The following is a 26772-nucleotide window of genomic DNA, read 5'->3' as shown; positions in this document are numbered from 1 at the left end:
GGATTTATGGCGTGAGCCGTGCTGTGCATGACATCTCAGGCCAGCACGCGCCACACCGTCGTCTCGCGCAGGCCGCGATTCTCCAGCTGCAGCGACGTCGGGATCTGATAGCGCGCCACTTCTTCGAGCCGCTCGGCCTTGAAGTAGTTGCGCCCGGGATCGCCCAACAGTACCAGCCGGCCGGCTGCGGCATGACCACGCAGCCACGTCATCGCCCGCGCCGTCATCTCGCGCTCGTAGCAGACGTCGCCGGCGATCACGATGCCGGCTTCGGGCGACGCAGCGGGGCCGGCCAGCCAGTCGCTGCCGTCGGTGGTGACGGTGACATCGTTGGCTTCGGCATTCAGGCGGATCGCCGCCAGGGCCATCGGATCGATATCGTTGCCGACGCCCTGGCGGGCGCCGGCTTTCATCGCGGCCAGGGTCGCCACGCCGCCGCCGGCGGCGAAGTCGATGACCGTCTTGCCGGCCACGGCGGCCGGGTTGTCCAGCAGGTAGCGCGCCACGGCCTGGCCGCCGGGCCAGCAGAATGCCCAGTAGGGCGGATCGACGTTGTTCTTTTCCAGCCAGTCCTCGGTCGCCTGCCAGATCGGCAGGTACTCGGCGGCCAGCCATAGCGCCAGCTCCGGCACCAGCGCCGGCCGTTCCAGAGCCGTGTGGGTGCGGATGAAGGCTTCCGGATCGGGATGGGCCATGTCAGGCCAGCCGCGCGACCAGGATGCCGGCCAGCAGCAGCCAGCCGATGAACCGGTTGGCGCGGAACTTATGCAGGCAGTCGGCGGGATCGTGCGGCTTCAAGGTCACCACTTGCCATGCCAGATGGGCCACCACCGCCGCCAGGCCGAGATAGTAGGCCATGCCGATCCCGGTGAACCAGCCGGCCAGTGCAAAGCCGATGATGGTCAGCACAGCGAAGAAGGTCAGCCAGGTTCGTGGATGGGCCTGGAAGCGCCGCGCCGTCGATTTGACGCCGACGATGGCGTCGTCGCGCTGGTCTTGCATGGCATAGATGGTGTCGTACACCAGGGTCCACGCCACGCCGCCGAGATAGAGCGCCACCGCGCCCCAGGTGATGCGGTCCTGGGTGACAGCCCAGCCCAGCAGCGCGCCCCAGTTGAACGCCAATCCCAGGATGACCTGCGGCCAGGACGTCACGCGCTTCATCAGGGGATAGATGGCGACCAGCAGCAGGGAGGCGAGGCCGACGCCGATGGCGAAGGGGCTGAAGCTGAACAGGATGACGGCGCCGATCGCGGCCTGAACGACCGCCCAGATCAGGGCGCGGGTGACCGTGACCTCACCGGCCGGCAGCGGCCGGTTGCGCGTGCGCTCCACGCCCGCATCGACATCGCGGTCGAGAAAGTCGTTCCAGGTGCAGCCGGCGCCGCGCATGGTCACGGTGCCGATCGCGAACAGCAGCATGAGCCAGGCCAATGCACCGATCCCCTGCTCACGCGACAGCGGCGCGCTGAACGCCAGCGCCCACCAGCAGGGGAACAGCAACAGCCAGATGCCGATCGGCCGGTCCCAGCGCGCCAGCCGGCCGTAGGGGCGCATCCAGGCCGGCAGCACGCGCAAGGTCCAGTGCGCGAGGTTGATGTCGGTGTGCGCCGCGGCGGGCATCGCCTGTGTCATGGCGCCATCATGGCTGCCCTGTTGCGTGCGCTCAATGGAAGCCATGCCGCAGGCCGGGACCACTTTTTCCCGCAGGCGCGGTGGCGGCCGGCAGGCTATGCTCGCCGCGATCGTCATCCGCGATGAAGGGGAACGCACGATGCGTCGTCATATCGTTCTTGCTGCTGCCGTGTTCATGGCCGCCGGTGGTGCCGTCTTCGCCCAGCTGCCGCGAACCGCATCGCCGCCGGGTGCCGCGGTCTACTTCATCTCCCCCAAGGATGGCGAGGAGATCTCCGGCCCCGTCACCGTCCGCTTCGGCCTCAAGGGCATGGGTATCGCGCCGGCGGGTGTCGAGATGAAGAACACCGGCCACCATCACCTGCTGGTTGACACCAAGCTGCCACCGATGGGCGAAAACATTCCGACCGATGACCATCACCGTCATTTCGGCAATGGCCAGACCGAAACGACCCTCACCCTGCCGCCGGGCAAGCACACCCTGCAGCTGCTGCTGGCCGATCAAAATCACATCCCACATGACCCGCCGGTGATGTCGCCCCAGATCACGATCACGGTGAAGTAGCGGCATGACGCCGCGTCTGTTCATGGATGTTCTGCTGACGGCGGGTGCAGTCGTCGACCTCGACGCCGACCGCGCGCACTACCTGCGTGACGTATTGCGGCTGCAAGCCGACGCCGGGGTGATGCTGTTCAACGGCCGGGACGGCGAGTGGCGCAGCACGGTCCAGGCGGTCGCCAAGCGCAGCATGACCTTGCAGGTCGCGGCGCAGACCCGCCGGCCTGAAGCGGAGCCCGATCTGTGGCTGTGTTTCGCGCCGATCAAGCGCGCGCGGCTGGATTTCATTGCCGAGAAGGCGACGGAACTGGGCGTGTGTCGCCTCCAGCCGGTGATCACGCAACATACGATCGTCGAGCGGGTCAACGTCGATCGCCTGCGCGCCAATGCCGTCGAGGCGGCCGAGCAGACCGAGCGCCTGACGGTGCCGGAGATCGGCACGCCGGTGGCCCTCGCGGCGCTGGTCGCCGGCTGGCCGTCGGATCGCCACCTGCTGTTGGCCGACGAGACCGGCGGCGGCCGTCCCGTCGCCGATGTGCTGGCGGACCTGGATGATCAGGCGCGCGCCGCGCCGTGGGCCGTGCTGACCGGCCCCGAGGGCGGTTTCACCCGCACCGAACTGGATCTGGTCCGGCGGCTGGCGCACGTGCATGCCGTCGGGCTGGGGCCGCGCATCCTGCGTGCCGATACGGCGGCGCTGTCGGCGCTGTCGGTTTGGCAGGCGATTGTCGGCGACTGGCGCCGGGCCACGCCGCGTCGCTGGCCGGACTATGCGACGACCACGATGCAAGCGTAAGTTTTGCCTCTCGCATGAATCTGCTTGCATAGACGCGTAAGTAAAGTTCATCCGAGACGGAGCGGGCCGGTTGAGTCCGGCGCGGCGGCTTGCTAGCAACAGCATGATCAGGGGGGCGGCCTCGCCGCTCACAATCTTATGCGACCGCGTAGCGTCTCAAGTGTCGCGAAACGCGGCGGGGGGAATTTGCTGATGTCCGCGCCGCCCAGCGGAGCCGGCACGCCGATCACCGATCGGCGCCAGCTGGTGGAATACATGGAAGCCGGTAACAAACCGCGTGCCCAGTGGCGCGCCGGTACCGAACACGAGAAATTCGGGTTTCTTCAGGCAACGCTCCAGCCGATCCCCTATGAGGGGGCCGCCGGCGTGCGGGCGATACTCGAGGGCTTGGCCGCGCGCTTCGGCTGGCAGGAGGTGCGGGAGAACGGCAAGCCGATCGCGCTGACCCGCGAGGGCGCCAGCATCACGCTGGAGCCGGGTGGGCAGTTCGAGCTGAGCGGCGCGCCGCTCGCCACCGTGCACGAGAGTGCCGTCGAAACGGATCAGCACCTGTCGGAGGTGAAGGCGATCGCCGACCCGCTGGGCATCGGTTTCCTCGGCATGGGCCATACGCCGACGTGGCGGCGCGAGGACTTCGACTGGATGCCCAAGGGCCGCTACGCGATCATGCGCAGCTACATGCCCAAGAAGGGCACCATGGGCCTCGACATGATGCTGCGCACCTGCACGGTGCAGACCAATGTCGACTTCGCCGACGAAGCCGACATGGTGAAGAAGTTCCGGGTATCGCTGGCGCTGCAGCCGGTGGCGACGGCGTTGTACGCCAACTCGCCGTTCGTCGAAGGTGTCGATACCGGTTTTGTCAGCCGTCGCAGTCACATCTGGACCGACACCGACCCTGACCGCTGCGGCATGCTGCCGTTCGTGTTCGAGGACGGCTTCGGCTTCGAGCGCTACGTCGACTGGCTGCTCGACGTGCCGATGTATTTCGCCTACCGCAACGGCAAGTACATCGACCTCAGCGGTAAATCGTTCCGCGATTTCATGGCCGGCCGCCTGCACAACGATGTTGGTGACGTCGCCCGCCTCACCGACTGGTCCGACCACATCACGACGGCCTTTCCCGAGGTGCGGTTGAAGCGGTTCCTCGAGATGCGTGGCAGCGATTGCGGCCCCCGCGACCTGATCGTGGCGTTGCCGGCGCTGTGGATGGGCGTGCTGTACGACCAGACCGCGCTTGATGCGGCCTGGGACCTGGTCAAGGACTGGTCCATTGCCGAACACGATGCGCTGCGTGCGGCGGTGCCCCGGCTGGGCCTGAGGACACAGTTTCGCAAAACGACGGTACAGGCCCTGGCGCAACAGATGATCGGGATCGCCGATGCGGGGCTGCGCGCGCGCCGTCAACTCGATGGGCAGGGACGCGACGAAACGATGTATCTCGACCCGTTGCGCCGCATCGCCGACAGCGGCGTGACCTTGGCCGACGAGAAGCGCGAGCGTGTCGCTGCGGCGTTCAACGGCAAGGCGGATGCACTCTATAAGGCGTACGCATTCTAAGCGGGGTGATCAATGACCACCCGCTTCAATCCGCCGACAGGCTGGCCGCAAAACGGCCGCGCTTTCAATCATGGGGTCGTTCAGCCCGAGGGGCGGACCCTGCACATGACCGGTCAGGTCGCGTGGGATGGAAATGGCAAGCTCATCGGAGCCGGCGATTGTGAAGCGCAGATCCGACAGTGCTTTGACAACGTTGAAAGCATACTGAAGGCCGTGGGCGGCAGGCTCGATGACATCGTCTCGCTGACCATCTTCTTTTTGAACCCGGGTGACCTGCCGGTCATCCAGAAGGTGCGGGCGGAGAAGTTTTCCCCGGAAGTGGCGCCCGCCAGTATTCTGATACAGACACCGGGCTTGGTGATTCCCGAATTGTTGGTTGAACTCGTGCCGATCTCCGTGATTCCGTTTGACCGTTATCACGCGCCCGAGTGTTGAAAGGCACCTCATGAAAGCCCAGTGTTCGTCTGCTGCCGGGTCGTGTCGACCGCGGCGACGGACGACAAATGCCTTTTGGTTGGACAGGCCTGATGTCTCGTGTCGGCGCGGCCTTGATGGCGGCGGCGCTGCTGGGACGCCCCGCGCTCGCCCAGCCGACGGGCGACAGCGGCTTCGAAGGGGTTCGCTTCGGCGTCACGTCGGCTGAGCTGCTGCAACAGTTCGGTGCGCGGGCGACCATGCTCGATCGCCGGCTCGATTTCGGCGACGCCTATGTCGACGTGACCGTTCGGCGCTATGTGCTGGGCGGCTTTCCTTTCATCGTCTTCTTCCAGATGGACAAGGCGAGCGGACTGCTGAAGCGCATCCAGATCGAGCGGCCGCGCCACGGGGCGGTCGCGATGGTCCACCGCGCGGCCGTGACGGCGCTGACGGCGCAGTACGGCGCGCCGACCTACGCCTGCGTACAGGCAGCGCCACGATCCGGCCGTCAGGCGATCGATGAACGCATCTGGCAGCGCGACGGTGTTGTCGTGCGCCTGGTCTTTCGCGAGCAGGATCTGGGCGTGCTGGTGCCGCGCAGGCTCGGGGTCGACGACTGGCAGGTTTGGGAACCGTCGTTGGAAGGCATGCCGCAGCAACTCTTCGTGCGCATCGCGCCGGCCGCAGGCGAGCCGGTATCATGCGGTGCCCTGCCGTGAGCGAGGCGGTTCGCCGAACCGTGCGATCTCCTGCACGGCGACCTCCTGGCAGCGGTTGGTGAAATCCAGGATCAACGCCAGTTCGGCTTTCGAATAGCGTGCGTAGACGCCTTGCATGGCTTTCTGCAGCGCGCCGTAGAGTGGTGCGATGCGTGCCGTGGCCTCGGGCAGCGCCTCGACCAGCACTTTGCGCCGATCATCGGGATCGCGCCGCCGCCGTGCGAAACCGGCCTTTTCCAATCGATCGACAAGACCGGTGATGGCGCCCGTGGTGAGGCCGGTCGCTGCCGCCAGCCGGCCGGCCGTGACCGGACCTTCCAGATAGATGATGTCGAGACATTCGAGGTCGGTGCTGGCCAGCCCGACCTTGTTGGCGACCGCCTGACTGATCATCACGCCTTGGGCGCTCATGCGCCGCAGCGCCAGTTCCACCGCCGCAACCAAAGCCGCCTTGTCGGCTGCACTCCTTGACATCATTCATCGCTCCGCTTAGTTGATATATATCTTAGTTAATAAGATATCAATTGGACAAGGCTTCCCATGCCCGAAGATCTGGTGGCCATCCGGGCCCTGACGCAGTGCCTGGCCGAGGCCTGGAATCGCAATGACGCCGATGCCTACGCGGCCCTGTTTGCCGAGGACTGCGACTATGTCGCGTTCGACGGATCGCACCTGAAAGGGCGTGCTGCCAATGCCCGTTCGCATCGGGCGCTTTTCGAGACCGTGCTGAAGGGCTCGCGGGCCGTCTTTGAGGCCGACATCGCGGTGCGCTTTCTCACGCCGGATGTAGCGGTGATGCACGGCTACGGGTCGATTCTGCTGCCGTGGCAGCGCACCGTCGCACCGTCGCGGCGCTCGCTGCAGACCTACGTGGTGAAGCGCGATGCGGATCGCTGGGTCATTCATGCTTTTCACAATACACGGGTGCGACCCCTGAAGCTGCCGCGTGGTTGGATGCTGCGCCTGATCGTAGGCTTCATGCGGATCCGAGCCGCGCTGGCCGGCAACGCCCCGCCGGCACGGGTGATGCCATGAACCGCCCGCGTCGCGCCTTGATCGTCGGCTGCGGTATTGCCGCGCCCGTCCTGGCCGTCGCTTTGCGTCGAGTTGGGATCGCTGCGACCATTGCGGAGGCTGATCCTCAGCCACGCGACGACGCCGGCGTTTTCCTCGCCCTGGCACCCAACGGCCTCAATGTCCTGAAAACGCTGGGCATGCTGGAACCGGTTCATGGCGCGGGCTTCCCGCTCGCGGGCATGGCGTTCTTCAACGAGCGTGGCCGGCGCATTGGCAGCATCGACTTCGGCGATCAACAGCGCCTGTACGGCGTCGAGAGCGTCGTGATCCGTCGCGGCGATTTGCTCCGGGCCCTGCGGCAAAGCGCGGTACGCCAGGGCGTGACGATAGAGTTTGGACGCACCCTGATCGACCTCGACGATGCCGGCGCCCAGGTCACGGCGCACTTTGCCGACGGCAGTCAGGCGCAGGCCGATCTGCTGATCGGCTGCGACGGTATCCGCTCTCGAACCCGTCGGCTCGTCTTTCCGGAGGCGCCCGTGCCGGCCTACACCGGCCTGGTCGGCCGCGGTGGCTTCGTCCGTGCGACTGACATCCCGCCGACCGGCGGTTTCATGCATATGACGTACGGGCGGCAGACGTTCTTCGGCCACATCACCGCGCCGGACGGCACGATCTGGTGGTTCGACACCGTGGCCCAGGCGCAAGTGCCGGACCGGCGTCCCGCGCGCACGGTCGACAGCCGCGCCTTGCTCGATGCGCATCGCGGGGAACCGGCGCCGATCAGCACCATCCTGAGTGCCGTGTCCCAACCCGTCGATCACATTCCCATCTTCGATATGCCCTCGCTGCCAGCCTGGCATCGCGGACGCGTCTGTCTGCTCGGCGATGCCGCGCACGCGACATCGCCGCATGCCGGGCAGGGGGCTTCGATGGCGATGGAGGACTCGGTGGTCCTGGCGTCGTGCCTGGGCCGGGCCGACGATACGTCGGCCGGTTTTGCGTCCTATGAAGGGCGCCGACGGGAGCGTGTCGAGTATCTGGTTCGCGAGGCTCGGCGCAACGGCGCGCAGAAGTTCCCGGGTCCTGTGGGCAAGGCGGTACGCGACCTGTTGATGCCACTGTTTCTACGGCTGGGCGCTCGCGCATTGCGCGCGACTTACGGCTGGCGGATGGACTTCGAGGGCGATGCGTGGGCGGGTTAGCGATCGTTGACGGTGAGCGTCAGGACGAGGGCAACGAGCGCGCCAAGCAGGCCGACGAGGCAGGACGCCGCTTGCAATGCCAGCGGTTCCAGCCAGTAGGAGCCCGCCAAGCCGGCGGCGGCAACGAGCCAACATAGCGGTGCCAGTGGCGTGTCGTGCGACAGCCGGCGCGCCAGCCGACGCCGCGCCAGGGCTGGAGGACCTGTCACGACTGGGGACTGAGCGGTCATGCCCGACTCCATTCCGATATGGCCTGCCAACGCAGCAGACCGGATGGACGTTCCATGAATCGTTCCCCGCTGGCGATCATCATACGACAATCGCATTGAAATCTTGTGACAAGCGAAGGGCAGACTGTGCATGCCCGGGTTCAAACAGCGACGTGCGTCATCGTGATAGGCTGGCGTCATGATCCCAATTCCGATCCGCGCCGCCACGTCAGACGATGCGGCGGCCATCAGCGATTTGATCCAGCAGGCCGTCCGCCACGGCAACGTGGCCGACTATGAGCCCGAAATCATCGATCGCATCTGCGCCAACTCCTCGCCGGCGATGGTCTCGCGTCGCATGGCCGAGCGCGAGGTGTTCATTGGCGAAGTCGGCGGGCGGATCGCCGGTACCGTCAGCCTGCGTGGCGATAAACTCTATTCCTTGTTCGTTGCCGTCGAGCGCCACGGCCAGGGCATCGGCCGGTACCTGGTCGATCACCTGGAGGCTCGCGCCATCGGCAAGGGTGTACGCACGCTGCGTCTGTCGGCGGCGCTGGGCGCTCGATCATTCTACGAGCGGCTGGGCTATCGCGTATTGGCCTACGAGCCGCGCGACGATGGGTCAACCTGGCTGATGGTGAAGGACCTCGATGCAGCCGGCTGATGTTGGCAAAGTTTTTTAAATCATCTGCATAAAGACAATAAATTTTCCTTTTAGATCGGGTACGCGCATGGTCGTCGCCGACGCGGGGTAGTCGTCAGCTGTCGATGGCCCACCGCGTTCGAGGGCGGTATGGCGGCGTGGCTCGTAGAGGCGTGGCGTTACTTTGCACTTTCTCCACGGTCTCGATGGCGGCAGCTACAGGTGCTGAGGGAATTGGACGAGCGCCTGCTGCGCGACGTCGGCATCAGCCGGCGCGAGGCGATCGCCGGCCGGCCGCTCTCGGATCGGCAATGGGAAACGTGCGAAGCAGGATCGAGCCATATGAACGATGCCGTAGCGCCGAAGCAGGCGAGCCACCCGACCATCGCCCCGCGCGTGCGGGATTCGACAGATGCCGATCTGCCGGCAATCCAGCGAATCTACGCTCATCACGTGCTGCATGGTGCGGCCTCGTTCGAAGAGGAGCCGCCGTCCGTCGCGGAGGTGGCGCGGCGGCGCCGCGACGTGCTGGGGCGTGGATTGCCCTATCTCGTGGCCGAGTGCGAGGGTGCGGTGATCGGCTACTGCTATGCTGGCCCCTATCGGCCGCGTGCTGCCTATCGCTACACGGTCGAGAACTCCGTCTACATCGACCAGGATTGGCATGGCCGCGGGGTCGGTGCGGCGCTGCTCGCGGCGTTGCTCGCCCGCTGTACGGCCTGCGGCTGCCGGCGGGTGATTGCCGTTATCGGCGACAACAGCCCTGCGTCGGTGGCCCTCCACCGGCGTCTGGGATTTCGCCTGATCGGTGTGCTCGAGGGCGTTGGCTTCAAATTCGATCGCTGGGTCGACACAACGCTGATGCAATGCGATCTTGATGCTGCGCGGTGACGCCTTGAGCGTCAGCGCCTTCAGCAAGGTGTCCGGGTTGCGGACTGCAGTATTACGGGGACGACTGTCGGCATTGATTCCAGCGGCCGGCGCACGGCGCGCCGTGAATGTGCTGGGTATCACGCAGATCGTGAGCTGGGGCACCACTTTCTATGCCCCGACGGTGCTGGCGACACCGGTCGCCGCCGACATGGGTTGGTCGAAGACGACCGTCTTCGGCGCTTTCTCCTTCGCCCTGGTTTTAGGCGCGCTGCTGGCCCAGCCGGTCGGGCGCATGATCGACCGGTTCGGCGGCCGCTGGACGATGGCCGCCGGCTCCGGTGTGGCGGCGCTGGGGTTGGCCGTGGCCGGTGTCGCGACAAGCGTCACGATGTACTGGGCGGCATGGGTGATCCTGGGCCTCGCGATGCGGCTGGTGCTCTATGAGGCGGCATTCGCCACGCTCGCCCGCGCGACCGGCCCCGAAGCGCGCCGCGCCATTTCGATCCTGACGCTCTATGGCGGCTTTGCCTCGACGGTGTTCTGGCCCGTCGGCTGGGCATTGGTCGATGCGTTCGGCTGGCGAGCGACATTCGGCATTTTTGCCCTGCTGAACCTGTTTGTCTGCCTGCCGCTGCATGCGCTGTTGCCGTCGAATTCGGTACCGGCGGCAACAGCCGAGGGCGATCCGCCGCCGGCACAGGCGGCGGGCACGCTGGCGCCGGGTGAGCGTCGCTTCGCCCGCATCGTGCTGATGCTTTGCTTCGCGCTCTTCATGTATTCCAACGCGGCGCTCTCGGCGCACCTCGTGGATACGCTGGTCGTGTTCGGCTTGACCGCGGCCGTTGCCGTCTCATTGGCAACGTTGCGCGGCGTCGGGCAGGTGGCAGCCCGCCTGTGGGAAATCCTGTTCGCCGCCCGCCTGCAGCCGATGACTCTCTGCCTGATCGCGATCGGCCTGACACCGGTGGCATTGCTGGCGCTGGCCGGCCTGCCGCTGCTGGTCTGCGCTGCCACCTTCGCCTTCCTGCAGGGTGCCTCCAACGGGTTGATCACGATCGTGCGCGGCATCGTGCCGCTCGTGCTGTTCGGTACCCGCGGCTACGGCGCCCTGATCGGCGCCATGACGGCACCGGCGCTGTTCAGCACCGCCGTGGCGCCGGCCGTCCATGCGGCGCTGGTTGACTACGGCGGACACGGGCTTGCCCTGTCGGTCGTTCTGCTGTGCGTCGTGATGGCGTTCGCGCTCGCAGCCGTACTGGCTTGGCGGCTGCGGCAGCCGACGCGGGCGTCCACCACCTGATCCGTTGCCCTATCCGATCACGTAGTAGAGTGTTGATCCGTGCTCCGGGCTGAGGTAGCGCGGACGTGAGGCGTGGAGGGACGATATTGCGACCGACGTGGGCTTTGATTGCTTTGCCGCTTCTGGCGTTGCCGCAGTCCGTGTGTGCCCAGCTCGGGCTGTTGCCGCCGGTGTCGACATGGCGCGAGTATCGCGAGAACGATGACGGCTTCGTCGTGCGCGTGCCCAATGCCGTGAAGGCGCGCGAGTGGCGCGAAGACGGCCGGCCGGCCGGTTACTATGTGACGGGCAACCCACAGCAGTCGTTCAGCGTCATCGCGATCCGCTGGCCCGCCGGAATGCGCGCCGGACAAGCAGCGCCGGCAGTCGTCGAGGCCACGGCGAAGCGTGTTCTGAACGGCATGAAACCGGAGAAAGTCGAGCAGGACGAGGCGCAGGATTGCGGCGAAGGCGTGCCGGGCCGGGTCTTGAAAGCCCGCTTGCCGAACGACCTTGTGTACGCGGGACGTATTTGCGTGACCAGCGGCAACGTCTATCGTGTCGAGGCCTTCATCGAAGCCAAGCAGTGGGACGAAGCCGACGGGAACGTGAAGGCCTTCCTCGAGTCGTTCAAGCCGCTGCGCCGGTGACCTTGCCGCCGCGTTTGGGAGATCGTGCATGCTGACGTCGTATCGCCGTGTCGTGGCGGGCCTGTTGCTTCTTGTCGGTGTCGCCTGGATGTCGTCGGCAGCTGCCCAGACGTGGACGGACGTGATCGCGCCCGACCTGCGGTTCAAGGTCGAAATGCCGGCGCCTGTCGAGCGCGCCACCGCCGATGAGAAGGAGGCGTGGTATGCCGGTCCACGGACGGTCTATCAGGCGGCGCTGAACGGGCAGAATTTCGATTTCGACCATATCGACTACAAGCCCGACTTTCCGCGCCTGCAGGACAGCAAGGCCATGGTGCTCGAACTGGGCCGGGGGGTCGCGGAAAAAGCCTTTCCCAAGGACAAGTACAAATACATCCGCGACGAGGCGTTCACCCTGGAGGGTTGGGACGGCTATGCGCTCGACATCGAAACGGAGAAGGGCGACGGCGTGATGATGCGCACGGTCCTGGTCAAGAACCGCCTCTACCGGCTGCTGGCGTCATATGCCGCCGATGATACGGCCAAGGCCGCCGCCAAGCGCTTTGTCGACTCCTTCAAGGTATCTGAAACCCGCTGATCATCGGCGAATCGCAAACGTTCAGGCCGTCGTACCCATGTCGGGTTTTGACTTGGCGGCACTCAGGGTCAGACGCAGACTGGCCGGCAGGTCGGGCTCGGCGGCCAGATTGTCGTGTCGGGCGGCGCCGAAATTGTTGCGATAGCTGGCGTTCAGCGAAACGAGCGTGCCGTAGTGCTTCCAGTGCGGGTTGACCTGAGGGTGCACCACGCCATCTTGTACCGCCTTGACGATCGCCTGGTACGACTTGATCCATTCGCCGAGAGCCGGCGTATAGGTGCCGTTGGCGGCCAACGGGGTTGCCGGCGGCGTCCATTTGCCCGCCGTCCGGCTGGCGACCTTCAATAGAAGGTATTGGACCAGGCTGACATCATCCGCCTTGTTGGCCTGCCCCGCACCGACGGGCGAGTCGATGTTGTAGAATGGGTTGACCTTGTAGGACATCTCGGCGCCTCGTTGCAGAAAAGAAGCGAACGCTCAATTCTACAACGAAGCGATAATAACGACAAGAGTGCAAATTTCCTCTTGGTCAGCTAGGCCCGCGTACCGCCCACCGTCAGCGAGTCGAGCCGCAAGGTTGGCTGGCCGACGCCCACCGGCACCCCCTGGCCCTCCTTGCCGCAGGTCCCGACGCCGAGATCGAGTTCCAGATCGCTGCCGATCATGCCGATCTTGGTCAGCGCCTCGGCACCGGCCCCGATCAGGGTCGCGCCCTTCACCGGCGCACCGACGCGGCCGTCCTCGATCATGTAGGCTTCGGTGCAGGAAAAGACGAACTTGCCGCTGGTGATGTCGACCTGGCCGCCGCCGAAATTCACCGCATAAAGGCCGCGCTTGACGGAGCTGATGATCTCGTCGGGATGGCGGTTGCCGGCCAGCATGATGGTGTTGGTCATGCGCGGCATCGGCTGATGGGCGTGGCTCTGGCGTCGGCCGTTGCCGGTCGGGCGCATGCCCATCAGTCGCGCGTTCATGCGGTCCTGCATCAGCCCGACCAGCTTGCCGTCCTCGATCAGGACGGTGCGTTCGGTCGGCGTGCCTTCGTCGTCGACCGTCAAGGAGCCGCGACGGTCGCGCATTGTGCCGTCATCGACCACGGTGACTCCCGGCGAGGCGATCATTTCGCCCATCAGGCGGGTGAACACCGATGTCTTCTTGCGGTGGAAGTCGCCTTCCAGGCCATGGCCGACGGCCTCGTGCCACAGCACGCCCGACCAGCCCGGGCCAAGCACCACCGGCATCTCACCGGCGGGCGCGTCGACCGAATCGAGGTTGACCAGCGCCTGGTGGATCGCCTCGTCGGTCTGGTCCTTCCAGTAATCGGGATTGAAGATTTCGCCGTAGGCGGTGCGGCCGCCGCTGCCGCACGACCCGGTTTCCATGCGATCGCCGCGCGCGGCGACAACCGAGACGTTGAGCCGCACCAGCGGGCGCACGTCGGCGACGCGCTGGCCATCGGCACGAATGATTTCCACCACCTGCCACGAGGCGGCCAGCGACGCCGATACCTGGCGCAACGATGGCTCGGTGGCACGGGCGTAGGCATCGATCTCGGCCAGCAGCTTGACCTTCGCCTCGAAATCGATACCGGCAATCGGATTGTCGTCCGTGTAGAGCAGGGCATTGGTGCCCCGCGGCCCGTCGCTCGACGTGCCGCCGCGACCGGTACGCACTGCCTTCACGGTGTCGGCCGCGCGCGCCACGGCGTTCTCGTCCAGCGCCGAGGCATGCGCATAGCCGGTGGTTTCGCCCGATACGGCGCGCAGCCCGAAGCCCTGCGTGGTATCGAAGCTGGCGCTCTTCAGTTTGCCGTCGTCCCAGGCAAGGCCTTCGCTTTGGACGTATTCGAGGAAGAGCTCGCCGTCGTCGGCACCGGCCAGCGCATCACGCACGATCCGTTCGGTCCGATCGCGGTCCAGACCGGCGCGCTGGAAGAATAGTTTGTCGGCGGTCGTGAGATGCTGAGACATGGGACCTCCTGCTGCACCGAACATAGGTGCTCGACGCCGCTGCGTCCATGAATGGACGCGCGACGCGGTGTCGGCGCCGGCATGCGGTGTTACAGTGAAGTGATCCGGCGCGCGGTGCTGGCGGGGGAGGGGAGCATACGAATGCCCAGTCGTGTGTGGTACGTCGTTGCGGCGGCGATTTTGATCGCGTCCGTGGCCGGCGCGGTCTGGCTCGCCGTATCGCGGATCGGGAACGTCGGCGCCGGCCTGGTGCAGGTCGTGGTGCCAGGCAGTGGCGATCTGGACCTGAAGCAGGCCGGCAGTTACACGATCTTCCACGAACGCATCAGCACGGTCGACGGCCGCGTCTATACGGCTCCCAGCGTTTCCGGCTTACGGGTCACCGTCCGATCCGCGGCCACCGGCCGCGAGATCGCCACCAGACGGCCCGGCGGTTCGTCGCGCTATGATTTCGGCGGTCGCTCGGGGACCTCGGTCCTGGCGTTCGATGTTGACGCCCCCGGCACTTACAGGCTCGAAGCCGCCTACGAGGACGGGCGCCAGCAGCCGCAGACCGTTCTGGCTGTCGGGACCGGCTTTGTCAGCGGTTTGCTGGCCACGATCGCCCTGGCTCTGGGCGTGGTTTTCGTCGGCATAGCGGTTGCCGCACTCATTTTTATCGTCGTCCTGCTCAAACGGCGCCGGGTGCTGGCGGTGGGCGGTCGTTGACGTCGACGCGGCGCAGATAGACCTGTTTCGCATGGCAACCCCGAGGCTTCGGCGCGGGCATTACTGCGGCGGGCTGCCGCACGGTTGTCGGGGATGAAAAACCATTACGTCCGTCAATGGGTTCTGCTAGATAACCCGCGTCTTTGTAGGGCCGTGCGGCAAGGCACGCCATGACTGGCGGCGTCTTGGCGGCGGGGGAGAGCGGGAGCGTGCAGGAATGATGGGCAGGACGCGTACGTGGGCCCTCGCGGGTCTGTTCGGACTGGGCCTTGCGAGCCTGTTCGCCGGTGGTGCGTGGGCGGAGTTCGTTGATCTGCCGCACCGCGGCCAGATGAACTTGCATGAGCCGGCAACGCCCGTGATGGCGGAGCTGGTGTGGTTGCATACCGTCCTGCTCTGGATCATCGGCGCGATTACGCTGTTCGTGCTGGCGCTGATGATCTACGTGATCGTCAAGTTCCGCGAATCGGCGAACCCGACACCCACGACGACGACGCACAATACCTTGATCGAAGTGGCGTGGACGGTCATCCCCGTCGTGATCCTGGTCGGCCTCGCGATCCCGTCGTTCCGCCTGCTGTACTTCATGGACCGCACCAAGGAGGCCGGCCTAACGATCAAGGTGACGGCGCACCAGTGGTATTGGACCTACGAGTATCCCGATCTGAAGATCGAGGCGATCGACAGCCGCATGGTCCCCGAGGAGGACTGGAAGAAGTTCTCCGAGACCGAAAAGCGGGATCGTCCGCGCCTGCTGGCGACTGACAGCCCGCTGGTGGTTCCCGCCAACACCAACGTGCGCGTGCTGATCACCTCGACGGACGTCATGCACTCGTGGGCGGTCCCGGCATTCGGCGTCAAGCAGGATGCCGTCATCGGCCGTACCAACGAGACATGGTTCAGCGTCCTGAAGGAGGGGCTGTACTACGGCCAGTGCTCGCAGATCTGCGGCAAGGACCATGCCTACATGCCGATCGCAGTGAAGGCCGTGTCCAAGGCCGAGTTCGATAAATGGGTGGCCTCGCAGGGTAAGAGCGCCGCCGCGGCACCGGCGACCGATGTCGCCGCCGCCAACCCTGTTGCCAACCCGGCGCGCTAAGGCGCGCTGCCCCGAGTTCGCGTAACCGAAGGAAGTCGCCCATGGCTACCGGAACGCACGCCGCACACGGCGCCCACGAACACCACGACCATACCCCGGGTTTCTTTGTCCGTTGGTTCCTGTCGACCAACCACAAGGACATCGGCACGCTCTATATGATCCTGGCGGCCTGCGCCGGCCTGATCGGCGGTGCCATTTCCGTCTACATGCGCCTGGAGCTGATGAACCCCGGCGTGCAGCTGATGGGCTGGCACGAGAACCCCGGCCACCACTGGAACTCGATGGTCACGGCGCACGGCCTGATCATGGTGTTCTTCGTGGTCATGCCGGCGCTGATCGGCGGCTTCGGCAACTGGATCGTCCCGATCATGATCGGCGCGCCTGACATGGCGTTCCCGCGCATGAACAACATCTCGTTCTGGCTCACCGTGGCTGGCTTCGTGAGCCTGATCATGTCCGTCTTCATCGGCGGCGGTGTCGGCACGGGCTGGACGATCTATGTGCCGCTCAGTTCATCGGCCGGGCATCCCGGCGCGTCGATGGATTTCGCCATCTTCTCGCTGCACTTGGCCGGTGCCGGCTCGATCCTGGGCGCCGCGAACTTCATCACCACCATCTTCAACATGCGCGCGCCGGGCATGACCTTGCACCGCATGCCGCTGATGGTGTGGTCGATCCTGGTGACCGCGTTCCTGCTGCTGCTGGCGCTGCCGGTGCTGGCTGGCGCCATCACCATGCTGCTGACCGACCGCAACTTCGGCACCAGCTTCTTCAACCCGGCCGGTGGTGGCGACCCGATCCTCTTCCTGCACCTGTTCTGGTTCTTCGGTCACCCCGAAGTCTACATCATGATCCTGCCGGCGTTCGGGATCGTGAGCCAGATCGTCTCGACCTTCTCGCGCAAGCCGATCTTCGGCTATCTCGGCATGGCCTACGCCATGGTCGCGATCGGCGTCGTCGGCTTCGTCGTGTGGGCGCATCACATGTTCACGGTCGGCATGGACGTCGACACCCGCGCCTACTTCATGGCGGCGACCATGGTGATTGCCGTGCCGACGGGTGTGAAGATCTTCAGCTGGATCGCCACCATGTGGGGCGGCTCGATCCGGTTCCCGACACCCATGCTGTGGGCGCTGGGGCTGATCTTCCTGTTCACCGTCGGCGGCGTGACGGGCGTCGTGTTGTCCAATGCCGGCGTCGATATCGCGCTGCACAACACCTATTACGTCATCGCGCACTTCCACTACGTGCTGTCGCTGGGCGCCGTGTTCGGTATCTTCGCCGGCTTCTACTACTGGATCGGCAAGATGTCGGGCCGCCAGTACAACGAGACGTTCGGCAAGATCCACTTCTGGACGACGTTCATCGGCGTCAACCTGGCCTTCTTCCCGATGCACTTCTCGGGCCTGGCCGGCATGCCGCGCCACTACATCGACTACCCCGATGCGTTCCATCTGTGGAACGAGATCTCCTCGATCGGCGCGCTGATCTCCTTCGCCTCGACCCTGTGGTGGGTGTTCGTGGTGTTCCACACGCTCACGATGGGCCGCAAGGTCGGCGCCAACTACTGGGGCGAGGGCGCAACGACGTTGGAGTGGACGGTGCCGTCACCGCCGGCATTCCACACCTATGACGAGCTGCCGAAGATTTCGGCGTCCGCGCACCACTGAACCGATCGGCGCCGTGTTTCGGCGCGGCACCGACAGACCTGAGATCGCCTGAGGATCATGACCAACGTGCCGGCCTCGACAATGGATACCGCGGACGCCCTGGCGCAGCCGGGCGTTTCGCGCGTGTCCGACTATGTCGCGCTGCTCAAGCCGCGCGTCATGTCGCTGGTCGTGTTCACCGGCTTCGTCGGCCTGTGGCTGGCGCCGGGACACATCCACCCGCTGCTGGCCGCGGTCGCCGTGGCGGCCATCGCCATCGGTGCCGGTGCCTCCGGCGCCATCAACATGTGGTACGACCGCGACATCGACGCCGTCATGACGCGCACCCGCAGCCGGCCGATCCCGGCCGGCGTGGTGGCGGCCGACGACGCGCTGGGCTTCGGCGTGCTGCTGTCGATCTTCTCGGTGGCGCTGATGGCCGTTGCGACCAACGCGGTCGCTGCCGGCCTGTTGGCCTTCACCATCGCCTTCTACGTGTTCGTCTATACGATGTGGCTCAAGCGCCAGACGCCGCAGAACATCGTGATCGGCGGCGCCGCCGGCGCCCTGCCGCCGATGGTCGGCTGGGCCGCGGTGACGGGCGACATGTCGTGGGCCTCGCTGTCGCTGTTCCTGCTGATCTTCATGTGGACGCCGCCGCATTTCTGGGCGCTGTCGCTGTTCTGCAACGACGACTATCGCCGCGCGGGCGTGCCCATGCTGCCGGTGGTTGCCGGCACGGTGACGACCAAGCGGCACATGGTCGCCTATACCGTGGCGCTGCTGCCGATCGGCCTGCTGCCGACGCTGACCGGCGTGGTCGGCTGGGGCTACGGCGCGTTCTCCATCGCGGCAGGGCTGGCATTTGTCGGCCACGCGCTGCGGGTGTGGCGTGCCGCTGATGACGATGTCGCGCCGGCACGTGCGATGTTCCGCTTTTCGTTGGCCTATCTCTTCCTTCTGTTCGTGGCCATGGTCGCGGACCGCCTGTTGCTGGGCTGAGGCGGGGGATGGCGATGGCAGACCGTCACACCGGCAAGACGCATCTGAGCGAGCGGCACGTCAAGCAGCGCGCCAAGAACTGGTTCGTGCTGCTGGTGATCATTGGCATCTGTGTTCTGTTCTTCGCCATCACCATCGTTCGGTTCGGTGACGCCGGCGTGTTCCCGGGAGCGCCACCGCGATGAGCGCCGAAGGTCAGGATCAGGCCGCGTTGGCGCGCCGCAACCGCCGGCTTGCCGGCGGCGTGTTCGTGGTTGTGGCGGGCATGGTCGGCATGGCCTATGCCGCCGTGCCGCTGTACGACATGTTCTGCCGCGCCACCGGTTTTGGCGGTACGACCCAGGTTGCGGCCAGCGCCCCCGGGCGCGTGCTCGAGCGCCAGGTCACCGTGCGCTTCGATGCCAGCCGCGACGGCAACCTGCCCTGGAAATTCGAGCCGCTTCAGCGCGAAGTGAGAGTCAAGCTCGGCGAAGAGAAGCTGGCCTTCTATCGCGCGACCAACGTCTCGCAGCGTCCGATCGTCGGCACGGCGACATACAACGTCACGCCCGACATCGCCGGCTCCTGGTTCAACAAGATCCAGTGCTTCTGCTTCACCGAGCAGCTGCTGATGCCAGGCGAGTCGGTCGAGATGCCGGTGACGTTCTTCGTCGATCCCGACATGGCGAAGGATCGCAAGTACGACGGGGTGAAAACGATCACCTTGTCTTATACATTTTTCGAGGCCAAGACCGAACGCGCCAAGGAATTGCTGGAAAAGGCGCAGAAGCCACAGAAGCCGCTGACACCCGGTGTCGGCGAGGTGCCGGGTGGCAACGGTCCGGGGGACAAGAGGAAGGGTGGATAAGATGGCTGCTGCCGAACACGCCGCAAACAAGCATCCCTATCATCTGGTCGATCCCAGCGTCTGGCCGCTGGTCGGCTCGATCGGTGGCGTGGCGCTGGCCTTCGGTGCCGCCCTGTTCATGCACCCCGACATGTTCGGCGAAGCGAACAAGGCCAGCATCGCTGCCCTGGGTGCGTGGAAGGTCGCGCCCGGACTGCTGATCATCCTGACCACCATGTGGTTCTGGTGGAAGGACGTGATCCGCGAATCGCGCACCTACCACACCCCGGTGGTCCAGCTCGGCCTGCGCTACGGCATGATCCTGTTCATCTCCTCGGAGGTGTTCTTCTTCCTGGCGTTCTTCTGGGCCTTCTTCGATGCGTCGCTCTACCCCGGCGCCGCCAACATGCCGGGCCGCGCCGAATTCACCGGCGGCGTGTGGCCGCCCAAGGGCATCAGCCCGTTCAATCCCTTCGACCTGCCGTTGATGAACACGCTGATCCTGCTGACGTCGGGTACGACGGTGACATGGGCGCACCATGCCATCCTCGAAGGCGATCAGAAGGGCGCCGTCCGCGGCCTGCTGGTGACCGTGATTTTGGGCCTGCTGTTCACCTGCGTGCAGGCCTATGAGTACGCTCATGCCGCGTTCGGTTTCCGCGACGGCATCTACTCGTCGACCTTCTACATGGCCACCGGCTTCCACGGCTTCCACGTGATCGTGGGCACGATCTTCCTGATCGTGTGCCTGTTCCGCGCCATGAAGGGCCACTTCAAGCCCGACCATCATTTCGGCTTCGAGGCGGCGGCCTGGTACTGGCACTTCGTCGACGTGGTCTGGCTGTTCCTGTTCTTCGCCATCTACTGGTGGGGCCTGGGCAGCGCCGTGCCGGCGGCACACTGACCGATACAGCATCGACACGGCGACGCCGGCCTGAGGCCGGCGTTTGCTTTTCCGGGTGACAGCGCCGTGTCGACGGCGCAAGACGAGCATCATGACCCATTGGCCGCCGCAATCGTCGTTTGCCACTGGCTTCGCCGGCAAATGCCCGCGTTGCGGCAAGGGCGAGCTGTTTCGCGCCTTTCTGACCGTGCGCGACTCATGCGCGGTCTGCGGCCTGGACTTGCGCGGGCACGACGCCGGGGACGGCCCTGCCGTGTTCGTGATCCTCGGCCTGGGGGCGTTGATCATGCCGCTGGTGCTGTGGCTCGAGTTCAGCTACCAGCCGCCGATGTGGTTGCACGCGGTGATCTGGCTCCCGGTCATTCTGGTCGCCACCCTGATCCCGCTGCGCCTGATCAAGGGCGTCCTGGTGGCGCAGCAATACAAGCATCGCTCGACGACGGGCGATGGTGAGCCCACATAGACATCATGCAGCGCCTCAAGCTGGCTTTCTGGCCGACCGTCTTTGCCATACCCGCCATCGTCATCATGCTGGGCCTCGCCGTCTGGCAGGTGCAGCGCATGAACTGGAAGACGGCGCTGATCGACCGCCTGCACAGCCGCATGGCGGAGCCGGCGATCGACGCCGCCGCGGTGGCCGCCGACCCGGCCGCGGCCGAGTACCGCAAGGTGCGGCTGGTCGGCACGTTCCTGCACGACAAGGAAATCCACCTGCTGGCGCGCAGCCTCAATCGCAATGTCGGCGTGCATATCGTCACGCCGCTGCGGCTGGAGAGCGGCGAGATCGTGCTGTTCAATCGCGGTTGGGTACCCGAACAGCGCAAGGATCCCGCGCGCCGGCCGGAAGGCCAGGTGAGCGGCACCGTGACGGTGGAGGGCATCGTCCGGCTGACCGAAGCGGACATCAAGGGCTGGTTCATTCCCGACAATCAGCCCGACCGCAATGTGTGGCTGACGGTCGATGTGGCCGCGATGCGCCGTGCGGCGGGGGTGCCGGACGCGCCGGGGTTGAAGGCTGATCGCTGGTGGGTCGCGGCGGACGCCAAGCCCAATCCGGGCGGCTATCCGATCGGCGGTCAGACACGCGTCAACCTGCCCAACGACCATCTGCAATACGCCATCACGTGGTTGTTGCTGGCCTGCACGCTGGTGGCGGTCTACGTCGTCTACCACTGGCGGCGGCAGCATCCGGCCGCGCCGCCGCCGCCGGAACGCGGCTAGATCGAGCCCATGACCATCAACCAGGCCTACCACGACCTCGAAGCGCGCTTCCGCCGCTTGAGCGCGATTGAAGGCGCGCTGGCGATCCTCGGCTGGGACCGGGCGACCATGATGCCGGCGGGCAGCGCCGAGGACCGGGGCGAACAGACGGCAACGCTGGGCGTGCTGGCGCACGAGATCCTGACCGCGTCGCAGGTCGGTGATCTGCTGGCCGCGGCCGAGGCGGCCGGTGGACTCGATGCCTGGCAGACCGCCAATCTGCGCGAGATGCGCCGCGGTTGGATCCACGCCACCGCCCTGTCACCCGCGCTGGTGGAAGCCATGGCGCGGGCGACGACCAAGTGCGAGATGGCGTGGCGCGCGGCGCGTCCGAAGAACGATTTCGCCAGCCTGAAGCCGCACCTGCAGGCGGTGCTCGACCTGGTGCGCGAGACGGCACAGGCCAAGGCCGACAAGCTCGGCCTGTCGACCTATGACGCGCTGCTCGATCAGTACGAGCCCGACGGCCGCGCCGCGCGCATCGACGCGCTGTTCGCCGAACTGGAAGCGTTTCTGCCCGATCTGCTGCAGCGTGTGCTGCAGCACCAGGCGGCCCGGCCGGCCGCGCTGCCGTTGCCGGGCCCGTTTCCGATCGAGGCGCAGCGGCAGCTCGGTATCGAGATGATGAAGGCTGTCGGCTTCGACTTCGGCAAGGGCCGCCTCGATGTGTCGGCTCATCCGTTTACCGGAGGCACGCCCGACGACGTGCGGCTCACCACGCGCTACGACGAATCCGATTTCGCGCGGGCGCTGATGGGTGTCCTGCACGAGACCGGCCACGCCATGTACGAGGCCGGCTTGCCGGCGGCCTGGCGCCACCAGCCGGTCGGTCGGGCGCGCGGCATGGCGCTGCACGAATCGCAGTCGCTGCTGCTGGAGATGCAGGCCTGTCGTGGCCGCGCCTTCATCACGTTTGCCGCGCCGCGGATGCGGGCCGCGTTCGGTGGCACGGGACGGGCGTGGGATGCCGACAACGTGCTGCGGCTGTACACCGTCGTGAAGCCGGGTTTCATCCGGGTCGACGCCGACGAGGTGACATATCCGCTGCATGTCATTCTGCGCTATCGCCTGGAGCGGGCGCTGATCGCCGGCGACTTGGCGCTGGACGACCTGCCGGCCGCCTGGAACGACGGCATGCAGCGCAGCCTGGGTATCCGCCCCCCGACCGACGCCGAGGGCTGCCTGCAGGACATCCATTGGCCGGATGGTGCCTGGGGCTATTTCCCGACCTACACCCTGGGCGCGCTGGCGGCGGCGCAGTTGTTCCAGGCCGCGGGTGCCGCCGATCCGGATATCGAGCCGGGCCTGGCTCGCGGTGATTTCGCGCCGCTCTATCGCTGGCTGCGGACCAACGTGCACGCCAAGGGCGCCTCGGCCAGCACCGACGACCTGCTGAGGGCTGCCACGGGCACGCCGCTGGCGGCGGCGGCCTTCCGCCGCCATGTGGAGCAGCGCTATCTGCAGGCCTAGCGCGCGCTTCTTGGCGGCTCGGCCGCAAAGGGGGTGGAAACCCCCCTGGTTTGGCGGCATAACCGCCATTCCCCCTCGACGCTGGACATCGCCGTGAGCGCCCTCGACGGACCGGAAGACGACAAACCGATGCCGCTGCTCGATCACCTGATCGAGCTGCGCAAACGCCTGATCTACGCCTTGCTCGGCTTTCTGCTGGTGTTCGTCGGCTGCTTCTATTTCGCCAAGCCGATCTTCTCGTTCCTGATCCAGCCCGCGATCTCCGAGGGCTACAAGGTCATCGTTCTCGACATCTTCGAGTTCTTCTTCGTCACCGTGAAGATGTCGGCCTTCCTGGCCCTCATCGTGGGCTTTCCGGTGATCGCGACCCAGATCTGGGCCTTCGTCGCGCCCGGTCTGTACCGGCACGAGAAGTCGGCGTTCCGGCCGTTCCTGATTGCAACGCCGTTCATGTTCTACGCCGGCTGCGCGGTGATGTACTACATCGTGATGCCCTACGTGATCAATTTCATGCTGGCGTTGTACACGCCGCCTGAAATCGAGAAGACGCTGCGCGCGTCGGACTACCTGGAGCGCGTGCTGCAGCTGGTGTTCGCCTTCGGCTTTGCCTTCGAGGTGCCGGTCCTGCTGATCCTGCTGGTCCGGGTCGGCTTGGTCAGTACCGCCACGCTCCGGGCCAAGCGCCGCTGGGCGATCGTGATCGCGTTCATCGTCGCCGCCGTGCTGACGCCGCCCGATGTCGTGAGCCAGTTCGCGCTCGCGACGCCCTTGCTGCTGTTCTACGAGGCATCGATCTGGATCGGCGCGATCATCGAGAAGCGGCGCGCGCAGGCAGAGAAGGCGGAGGAGGCCAGCACCGAAGTGGACAAGCCCGCCGGGGAGTCGTCGTCGAGTTGACCGGACATCACCGACATCACCGTCCGTCACTCACATCCAGGCGTTCTTCCCATGCATGACATTCGAACCATCCGCGACAATCCCGAAACCTTCGATGCTGCCCTGGCGCGTCGCGGCGTCGTGCCGATGTCCACGGCCCTGCTCGAGATCGATCGCCGCCGCCGCGCCGCCATCACCGACAGCGAGCAGACCCAGGCGCGCCGCAAGGCGCTGTCGAAGCAGATCGGTATCGCCCGCGGCAAAGGCGAGCCCGCCGATGCGCTGATGGCCGAGGTCAACGGCTTGGATGAGGCGCAGAAAGCGGCGGAGACAGTGGCTGCGGCCGCCGACGCGGAGCTCAATGATTTGCTGGCCGGCATCCCCAACCTGCCGGCGGCCGATGTGCCCGATGGCAAGGACGAGCACGACAACAAGGAAATCCGTCGCGTCGGCAGCCCGCGCAATTTCGCGTTCGATCCCAAGGATCACGTCGGAATCGGCGAGGGACTGGGGCTGATGGACTTCGCCGCCGCGGCCAAGATGTCGGGCGCACGGTTTGTCGTGCTCAAGGGCCAGCTCGCCCGCCTGGAACGGGCGTTGGCCCAGTTCATGCTCGATCTGCACACGGCACCGGCAGACGGCACGCTGAGCGGCTACACGGAAGTCGATCCGCCTCTGCTGGTGCGCGACAACGCCGTGCATGCGACGACCAGCCTGACCAAGTTCGCCGACGATCTGTTTCACACCACCAACGGCTACTGGCTGGTCGCCACTGCCGAGGTGCCGCTGACCAATCTCGTGAGCGAGAGCGTCATCGACGAGAAGGACCTGCCGCTGCGCTACACGGCGTGGACGCCGTGCTTCCGCTCCGAAGCCGGCGCGGCCGGCAAGGACACGCGCGGCATGATCCGCCAGCACCAGTTCCCCAAGGTCGAACTGGTGTCGATCACCACACCGGAGCAGTCCGAGGCCGAGCACGAGCGCATGACGGGCTGTGCCGAGGAGGTGCTGAAGCGGCTCGGTTTGCCGTTCCGCACCGTCACCCTGTGCACCGGCGACATGGGCTTCAGCGCCCGCAAGACCTACGACATTGAGGTGTGGCTGCCGGGCCAGAACACCTATCGCGAGATCTCGAGCTGCTCCAACTGCGGCGACTTCCAGGCCCGGCGCATGAATGCACGCTATCGGCCGCGCGAGGGCAAGGGTACGCGCTTCCTGCACACGCTGAACGGCTCCGGCCTGGCGGTCGGTCGCGCGCTGATCGCGGTGCTGGAGAACTACCAGAACGCTGACGGAACAGTCACGGTGCCCGAGGCGTTGCGTTCTTACATGGGTGGCGTGGACGTCATCCACGCCGCCAAGAGGTAACGGCAGATGGTTTTTCCACCGCTTGATCTGGCCAAGGCACGCATCCTGGTCACCAACGACGACGGTATCAATGCACCCGGACTCGTCTCGCTGTACGAAGTGGCGCGCGCGCTCAGCGATGACGTCTGGGTCGTGGCGCCGGAGGCGAACCAGTCGGGTGCCGCCCACTCGCTGTCGCTCTCCAAACCGCTGCGTGCCCGCGAGGTGAGCGAAGGCAAGTGGGCGGTCGACGGTACGCCCACCGATTGCGTGCTGTTCGGCGTGCGCCACTTGCTGTCCGAGCAGCCGCCGACCCTGGTGCTGTCGGGCATCAACCGCGGCACCAACCTGGCCGATGACGTGACCTACTCGGGCACCATTGCGGCGGCGATGGAAGGCTGCCTGCTCGGCATCCGCTCGATCGCCATGAGCCAGGCCTACAAGCATCCCGACCCGGTGAAATGGCAGACGGGCGAGCACCATGGTGCCGAGGTCGTCCGCCGCGTGCTGGCCGTGGAATGGTCGCGCGAGGCGCTGATCAACGTCAATTTCCCCGACGTGGACGCCAGCGACGTGACCGGCATGGAGATCACACGGCAGGGCCAGCGCGGCTTCGGTGGCCACATCGTGGAGCGCCTGGATCCGCGGGCCACACCGTACTACTGGATCAACTACACGCCGACGGAACGTGACCTGGTGCCCGGCACCGATATCGAGGCCATCCGGCGGGGGGCGATTTCCATTAATCCCTTGCATCTCGACCTGACGCACGAAACCATGCGCCGTCGGCTGCGCGACGCCTTCACGCGCAAATAGGGCCGAGCCTGCGTGCATGAGCGTCGCCAAACAGCGTCTGATCAACGATCTGCAGCGCGGCGGGATCACCGACGAGCGCGTGCTGTCGGTCATGGCCGCGATTCCGCGTGAGATCTTCGTCTCGCGCACCTTTGTCGAGCGCGCCTACGACAACATGGCGCTGCCCATCGGTTTCGGCCAGACGATCAGCCAGCCTCTGGTGGTTGCCGCCATGACCCAGGCGCTCGACGTCGGCGACCGCATGAAGGTGCTGGAGATCGGCACCGGCTCGGGCTATCAGGCCGCGATCCTGGCCAAGCTGGCGCGCCGCGTGTTCACCATCGAACGCTACAAGAGCCTGTCGCGCGATGCCGAGCGCCGGCTTCTGGATCTGCGGGTGCACAACATCGTGTTCCATGTCGGTGACGGCACCAAGGGCTGGGCACCGCAGGCCCCCTATGATCGCATCATCGTGACTGCAGCTGCCGGTGAGGTGCCGCAGACCCTGATCGACCAGCTCGCCGTCGGCGGCATCATGCTGGTGCCCGTGGGGCCCGACCCGGTGAACCAGACCGTCGAGCGCATCATCAAGACCGAGCAGGGCATCACCCGCGAGGAGCTGATGCCGGTGCGGTTCGTGCCGCTGGTTGCCGGCGCGCTGCCCACCTACGAGGGCTGAGGCGTCACCGCGTCCGCGGGCGCGAGAGGTGGCGATTCCCACAGGGGC

General features: G+C 66.0%; 32 protein-coding genes. 26 read left to right on the top strand and 6 right to left on the bottom strand.

All coding sequences use genetic code 11. The features are described 5' to 3' along the window. Positions 1–35: 35 nt before the first annotated feature. Positions 36–695 carry a methyltransferase gene (locus FQU96_RS31500; protein ID WP_146545351.1) on the bottom strand — a complete coding sequence of 220 codons (660 nt, stop codon included), beginning with the start codon at positions 693–695 and terminating at the stop codon, positions 36–38. A 1-nt stretch (position 696) separates the two neighbouring features. Further along, entirely contained in the window at positions 697–1635 is a 939-nt protein-coding gene (gene ubiA, locus FQU96_RS31495) for a 4-hydroxybenzoate octaprenyltransferase (protein ID WP_370461532.1), read from the bottom strand. A 139-nt stretch (positions 1636–1774) separates the two neighbouring features. Here ubiA and FQU96_RS31490 point away from each other — a divergent pair, with 139 nt between their 5' ends. The 5 genes from FQU96_RS31490 to FQU96_RS31470 all read left to right on the top strand — a co-directional run bounded on the left by FQU96_RS31490 (position 1775) and on the right by FQU96_RS31470 (position 5686). After that, positions 1775–2200, top strand: a complete 426-nt coding sequence (locus tag FQU96_RS31490; RefSeq protein WP_146545350.1) for a DUF4399 domain-containing protein — start codon at positions 1775–1777, stop codon at positions 2198–2200. Positions 2201–2204: 4 nt separating this feature from the next. Then, on the top strand, positions 2205–2990 hold the full coding sequence (locus FQU96_RS31485) for a 16S rRNA (uracil(1498)-N(3))-methyltransferase (RefSeq protein WP_146545349.1): 786 nt from the start codon (positions 2205–2207) through the stop codon (positions 2988–2990). A gap of 192 nt (positions 2991–3182) precedes the next feature. Continuing rightward, complete coding sequence (locus FQU96_RS31480; RefSeq protein WP_146545348.1) at positions 3183–4550, top strand: glutamate--cysteine ligase; 1368 nt, start codon at positions 3183–3185, stop codon at positions 4548–4550. Between the two features lie 12 nt (positions 4551–4562). Then, positions 4563–4985, top strand: coding sequence for a RidA family protein (locus FQU96_RS31475; protein ID WP_146545347.1), 423 nt, complete (start codon positions 4563–4565; stop codon positions 4983–4985). Between the two features lie 92 nt (positions 4986–5077). After that, a complete protein-coding gene (locus FQU96_RS31470) occupies positions 5078–5686 on the top strand; it encodes a hypothetical protein (protein WP_146545346.1) in 609 nt (202 codons plus the stop codon). Here the strand turns inward: FQU96_RS31470 and FQU96_RS31465 are convergent. Then, positions 5666–6163, bottom strand: a complete 498-nt coding sequence (locus FQU96_RS31465; RefSeq protein WP_255468647.1) for a MarR family transcriptional regulator — start codon at positions 6161–6163, stop codon at positions 5666–5668. The genes FQU96_RS31470 and FQU96_RS31465 overlap by 21 nt on opposite strands. A 63-nt stretch (positions 6164–6226) precedes the next feature. On the opposite strand from FQU96_RS31465, the gene FQU96_RS31460 reads away from it, so the two are divergent. Both FQU96_RS31460 and FQU96_RS31455 read left to right on the top strand, forming a co-directional pair. Further along, positions 6227–6721: an SgcJ/EcaC family oxidoreductase gene (locus tag FQU96_RS31460; protein WP_146545345.1), complete on the top strand. Its 495-nt coding sequence runs from the start codon at positions 6227–6229 to the stop codon at positions 6719–6721. Then, positions 6718–7908 carry an FAD-dependent monooxygenase gene (locus FQU96_RS31455; protein ID WP_146545344.1) on the top strand — a complete coding sequence of 397 codons (1191 nt, stop codon included), beginning with the start codon at positions 6718–6720 and terminating at the stop codon, positions 7906–7908. Before FQU96_RS31460 ends, FQU96_RS31455 begins: the two co-directional genes overlap by 4 nt. On the opposite strand, the gene FQU96_RS31450 is transcribed toward FQU96_RS31455, so the two are convergent. Next, complete coding sequence (locus tag FQU96_RS31450; protein ID WP_146545343.1) at positions 7905–8138, bottom strand: hypothetical protein; 234 nt, start codon at positions 8136–8138, stop codon at positions 7905–7907. The two genes, FQU96_RS31455 and FQU96_RS31450, sit on opposite strands and share 4 nt — an antisense overlap. 178 nt (positions 8139–8316) lie before the next feature. On the opposite strand from FQU96_RS31450, the gene FQU96_RS31445 reads away from it, so the two are divergent. The 5 genes from FQU96_RS31445 to FQU96_RS31425 all read left to right on the top strand — a co-directional run bounded on the left by FQU96_RS31445 (position 8317) and on the right by FQU96_RS31425 (position 12139). Beyond that, on the top strand, positions 8317–8781 hold the full coding sequence (locus FQU96_RS31445; RefSeq protein ID WP_146545342.1) for a GNAT family N-acetyltransferase: 465 nt from the start codon (positions 8317–8319) through the stop codon (positions 8779–8781). 201 nt (positions 8782–8982) lie between these two features. Beyond that, entirely contained in the window at positions 8983–9651 is a 669-nt protein-coding gene (locus tag FQU96_RS31440) for an N-acetyltransferase family protein (RefSeq protein WP_370461527.1), read from the top strand. Continuing rightward, positions 9638–10933, top strand: a complete 1296-nt coding sequence (locus FQU96_RS31435) for an MFS transporter (RefSeq protein WP_146545340.1) — start codon at positions 9638–9640, stop codon at positions 10931–10933. Before FQU96_RS31440 ends, FQU96_RS31435 begins: the two co-directional genes overlap by 14 nt. A gap of 86 nt (positions 10934–11019) precedes the next feature. Further along, positions 11020–11562, top strand: coding sequence for a hypothetical protein (locus tag FQU96_RS31430; protein WP_146545339.1), 543 nt, complete (start codon positions 11020–11022; stop codon positions 11560–11562). Positions 11563–11590: 28 nt separating this feature from the next. Beyond that, on the top strand, positions 11591–12139 hold the full coding sequence (locus tag FQU96_RS31425) for a hypothetical protein (protein ID WP_146545338.1): 549 nt from the start codon (positions 11591–11593) through the stop codon (positions 12137–12139). A gap of 21 nt (positions 12140–12160) precedes the next feature. Here FQU96_RS31425 and FQU96_RS31420 read toward each other — a convergent pair whose 3' ends face one another. Both FQU96_RS31420 and tldD read right to left on the bottom strand, forming a co-directional pair. After that, complete coding sequence (locus tag FQU96_RS31420; protein WP_146545337.1) at positions 12161–12583, bottom strand: hypothetical protein; 423 nt, start codon at positions 12581–12583, stop codon at positions 12161–12163. Positions 12584–12672: 89 nt separating this feature from the next. Next, positions 12673–14109, bottom strand: coding sequence for a metalloprotease TldD (tldD, locus tag FQU96_RS31415; protein WP_146545336.1), 1437 nt, complete (start codon positions 14107–14109; stop codon positions 12673–12675). Positions 14110–14250: 141 nt separating this feature from the next. Between tldD and FQU96_RS31410 the strand changes: the two genes are divergently transcribed. The 14 genes from FQU96_RS31410 (at position 14251) to FQU96_RS31350 (ending at position 26724) form a co-directional block, all read left to right on the top strand. Next, entirely contained in the window at positions 14251–14817 is a 567-nt protein-coding gene (locus FQU96_RS31410) for a hypothetical protein (RefSeq protein WP_146545335.1), read from the top strand. A gap of 217 nt (positions 14818–15034) precedes the next feature. Beyond that, positions 15035–15916, top strand: coding sequence for a cytochrome c oxidase subunit II (coxB, locus tag FQU96_RS31405; protein ID WP_146545334.1), 882 nt, complete (start codon positions 15035–15037; stop codon positions 15914–15916). 41 nt (positions 15917–15957) lie between these two features. Then, entirely contained in the window at positions 15958–17586 is a 1629-nt protein-coding gene (gene ctaD / locus FQU96_RS31400) for a cytochrome c oxidase subunit I (RefSeq protein ID WP_146545333.1), read from the top strand. 57 nt (positions 17587–17643) lie between these two features. Then, complete coding sequence (locus tag FQU96_RS31395) at positions 17644–18567, top strand: heme o synthase (protein WP_146545332.1); 924 nt, start codon at positions 17644–17646, stop codon at positions 18565–18567. Positions 18568–18581: 14 nt separating this feature from the next. After that, on the top strand, positions 18582–18752 hold the full coding sequence (locus tag FQU96_RS42305) for a hypothetical protein (protein WP_178130812.1): 171 nt from the start codon (positions 18582–18584) through the stop codon (positions 18750–18752). Beyond that, positions 18749–19414 carry a cytochrome c oxidase assembly protein gene (locus tag FQU96_RS31390; RefSeq protein ID WP_146545331.1) on the top strand — a complete coding sequence of 222 codons (666 nt, stop codon included), beginning with the start codon at positions 18749–18751 and terminating at the stop codon, positions 19412–19414. Before FQU96_RS42305 ends, FQU96_RS31390 begins: the two co-directional genes overlap by 4 nt. Position 19415: 1 nt before the next feature. Then, positions 19416–20297, top strand: coding sequence for a cytochrome c oxidase subunit 3 (locus FQU96_RS31385; RefSeq protein WP_146545330.1), 882 nt, complete (start codon positions 19416–19418; stop codon positions 20295–20297). 91 nt (positions 20298–20388) lie between these two features. Then, entirely contained in the window at positions 20389–20760 is a 372-nt protein-coding gene (locus FQU96_RS31380; protein WP_146545329.1) for a DUF983 domain-containing protein, read from the top strand. Between the two features lie 5 nt (positions 20761–20765). After that, on the top strand, positions 20766–21518 hold the full coding sequence (locus FQU96_RS31375) for an SURF1 family protein (RefSeq protein ID WP_146545328.1): 753 nt from the start codon (positions 20766–20768) through the stop codon (positions 21516–21518). Positions 21519–21527: 9 nt separating this feature from the next. Next, positions 21528–23027 carry a carboxypeptidase M32 gene (locus tag FQU96_RS31370; protein WP_146545327.1) on the top strand — a complete coding sequence of 500 codons (1500 nt, stop codon included), beginning with the start codon at positions 21528–21530 and terminating at the stop codon, positions 23025–23027. A gap of 93 nt (positions 23028–23120) precedes the next feature. Next, positions 23121–23924: a twin-arginine translocase subunit TatC gene (gene tatC, locus FQU96_RS31365; RefSeq protein WP_255468646.1), complete on the top strand. Its 804-nt coding sequence runs from the start codon at positions 23121–23123 to the stop codon at positions 23922–23924. A gap of 51 nt (positions 23925–23975) precedes the next feature. Then, positions 23976–25271, top strand: a complete 1296-nt coding sequence (gene serS / locus FQU96_RS31360) for a serine--tRNA ligase (RefSeq protein WP_146545326.1) — start codon at positions 23976–23978, stop codon at positions 25269–25271. Between the two features lie 6 nt (positions 25272–25277). Beyond that, a complete protein-coding gene (gene surE / locus FQU96_RS31355) occupies positions 25278–26066 on the top strand; it encodes a 5'/3'-nucleotidase SurE (RefSeq protein ID WP_146545325.1) in 789 nt (262 codons plus the stop codon). Between the two features lie 16 nt (positions 26067–26082). Beyond that, positions 26083–26724 carry a protein-L-isoaspartate(D-aspartate) O-methyltransferase gene (locus FQU96_RS31350; RefSeq protein ID WP_146545324.1) on the top strand — a complete coding sequence of 214 codons (642 nt, stop codon included), beginning with the start codon at positions 26083–26085 and terminating at the stop codon, positions 26722–26724. Positions 26725–26772 lie beyond the last annotated feature (48 nt).

It is taken from the genome of Reyranella sp. CPCC 100927 (assembly GCF_007859315.1).
GTDB lineage: Bacteria > Pseudomonadota > Alphaproteobacteria > Reyranellales > Reyranellaceae > Vineibacter.
Note: the sequence above shows the minus strand (reverse complement) of the source record. Positions and strands in the feature narration are given on the sequence as shown.

Coding starts and splice junctions, on each gene's coding strand:
- FQU96_RS31500 (WP_146545351.1), bottom strand. CDS start 695: ATGGCCCATCCCGATCCGGAAGCCTTCATCCGCACCCACACGGCTCTG.
- ubiA (WP_370461532.1), bottom strand. CDS start 1,635: ATGACACAGGCGATGCCCGCCGCGGCGCACACCGACATCAACCTCGCG.
- FQU96_RS31490 (WP_146545350.1), top strand. CDS start 1,775: ATGCGTCGTCATATCGTTCTTGCTGCTGCCGTGTTCATGGCCGCCGGT.
- FQU96_RS31485 (WP_146545349.1), top strand. CDS start 2,205: ATGACGCCGCGTCTGTTCATGGATGTTCTGCTGACGGCGGGTGCAGTC.
- FQU96_RS31480 (WP_146545348.1), top strand. CDS start 3,183: ATGTCCGCGCCGCCCAGCGGAGCCGGCACGCCGATCACCGATCGGCGC.
- FQU96_RS31475 (WP_146545347.1), top strand. CDS start 4,563: ATGACCACCCGCTTCAATCCGCCGACAGGCTGGCCGCAAAACGGCCGC.
- FQU96_RS31470 (WP_146545346.1), top strand. CDS start 5,078: ATGTCTCGTGTCGGCGCGGCCTTGATGGCGGCGGCGCTGCTGGGACGC.
- FQU96_RS31465 (WP_255468647.1), bottom strand. CDS start 6,163: ATGATGTCAAGGAGTGCAGCCGACAAGGCGGCTTTGGTTGCGGCGGTG.
- FQU96_RS31460 (WP_146545345.1), top strand. CDS start 6,227: ATGCCCGAAGATCTGGTGGCCATCCGGGCCCTGACGCAGTGCCTGGCC.
- FQU96_RS31455 (WP_146545344.1), top strand. CDS start 6,718: ATGAACCGCCCGCGTCGCGCCTTGATCGTCGGCTGCGGTATTGCCGCG.
- FQU96_RS31450 (WP_146545343.1), bottom strand. CDS start 8,138: ATGACCGCTCAGTCCCCAGTCGTGACAGGTCCTCCAGCCCTGGCGCGG.
- FQU96_RS31445 (WP_146545342.1), top strand. CDS start 8,317: ATGATCCCAATTCCGATCCGCGCCGCCACGTCAGACGATGCGGCGGCC.
- FQU96_RS31435 (WP_146545340.1), top strand. CDS start 9,638: ATGCTGCGCGGTGACGCCTTGAGCGTCAGCGCCTTCAGCAAGGTGTCC.
- FQU96_RS31425 (WP_146545338.1), top strand. CDS start 11,591: ATGCTGACGTCGTATCGCCGTGTCGTGGCGGGCCTGTTGCTTCTTGTC.
- FQU96_RS31420 (WP_146545337.1), bottom strand. CDS start 12,583: ATGTCCTACAAGGTCAACCCATTCTACAACATCGACTCGCCCGTCGGT.
- tldD (WP_146545336.1), bottom strand. CDS start 14,109: ATGTCTCAGCATCTCACGACCGCCGACAAACTATTCTTCCAGCGCGCC.
- FQU96_RS31410 (WP_146545335.1), top strand. CDS start 14,251: ATGCCCAGTCGTGTGTGGTACGTCGTTGCGGCGGCGATTTTGATCGCG.
- coxB (WP_146545334.1), top strand. CDS start 15,035: ATGATGGGCAGGACGCGTACGTGGGCCCTCGCGGGTCTGTTCGGACTG.
- ctaD (WP_146545333.1), top strand. CDS start 15,958: ATGGCTACCGGAACGCACGCCGCACACGGCGCCCACGAACACCACGAC.
- FQU96_RS31395 (WP_146545332.1), top strand. CDS start 17,644: ATGACCAACGTGCCGGCCTCGACAATGGATACCGCGGACGCCCTGGCG.
- FQU96_RS42305 (WP_178130812.1), top strand. CDS start 18,582: ATGGCAGACCGTCACACCGGCAAGACGCATCTGAGCGAGCGGCACGTC.
- FQU96_RS31390 (WP_146545331.1), top strand. CDS start 18,749: ATGAGCGCCGAAGGTCAGGATCAGGCCGCGTTGGCGCGCCGCAACCGC.
- FQU96_RS31385 (WP_146545330.1), top strand. CDS start 19,416: ATGGCTGCTGCCGAACACGCCGCAAACAAGCATCCCTATCATCTGGTC.
- FQU96_RS31380 (WP_146545329.1), top strand. CDS start 20,389: ATGACCCATTGGCCGCCGCAATCGTCGTTTGCCACTGGCTTCGCCGGC.
- FQU96_RS31375 (WP_146545328.1), top strand. CDS start 20,766: ATGCAGCGCCTCAAGCTGGCTTTCTGGCCGACCGTCTTTGCCATACCC.
- FQU96_RS31370 (WP_146545327.1), top strand. CDS start 21,528: ATGACCATCAACCAGGCCTACCACGACCTCGAAGCGCGCTTCCGCCGC.
- serS (WP_146545326.1), top strand. CDS start 23,976: ATGCATGACATTCGAACCATCCGCGACAATCCCGAAACCTTCGATGCT.
- surE (WP_146545325.1), top strand. CDS start 25,278: ATGGTTTTTCCACCGCTTGATCTGGCCAAGGCACGCATCCTGGTCACC.
- FQU96_RS31350 (WP_146545324.1), top strand. CDS start 26,083: ATGAGCGTCGCCAAACAGCGTCTGATCAACGATCTGCAGCGCGGCGGG.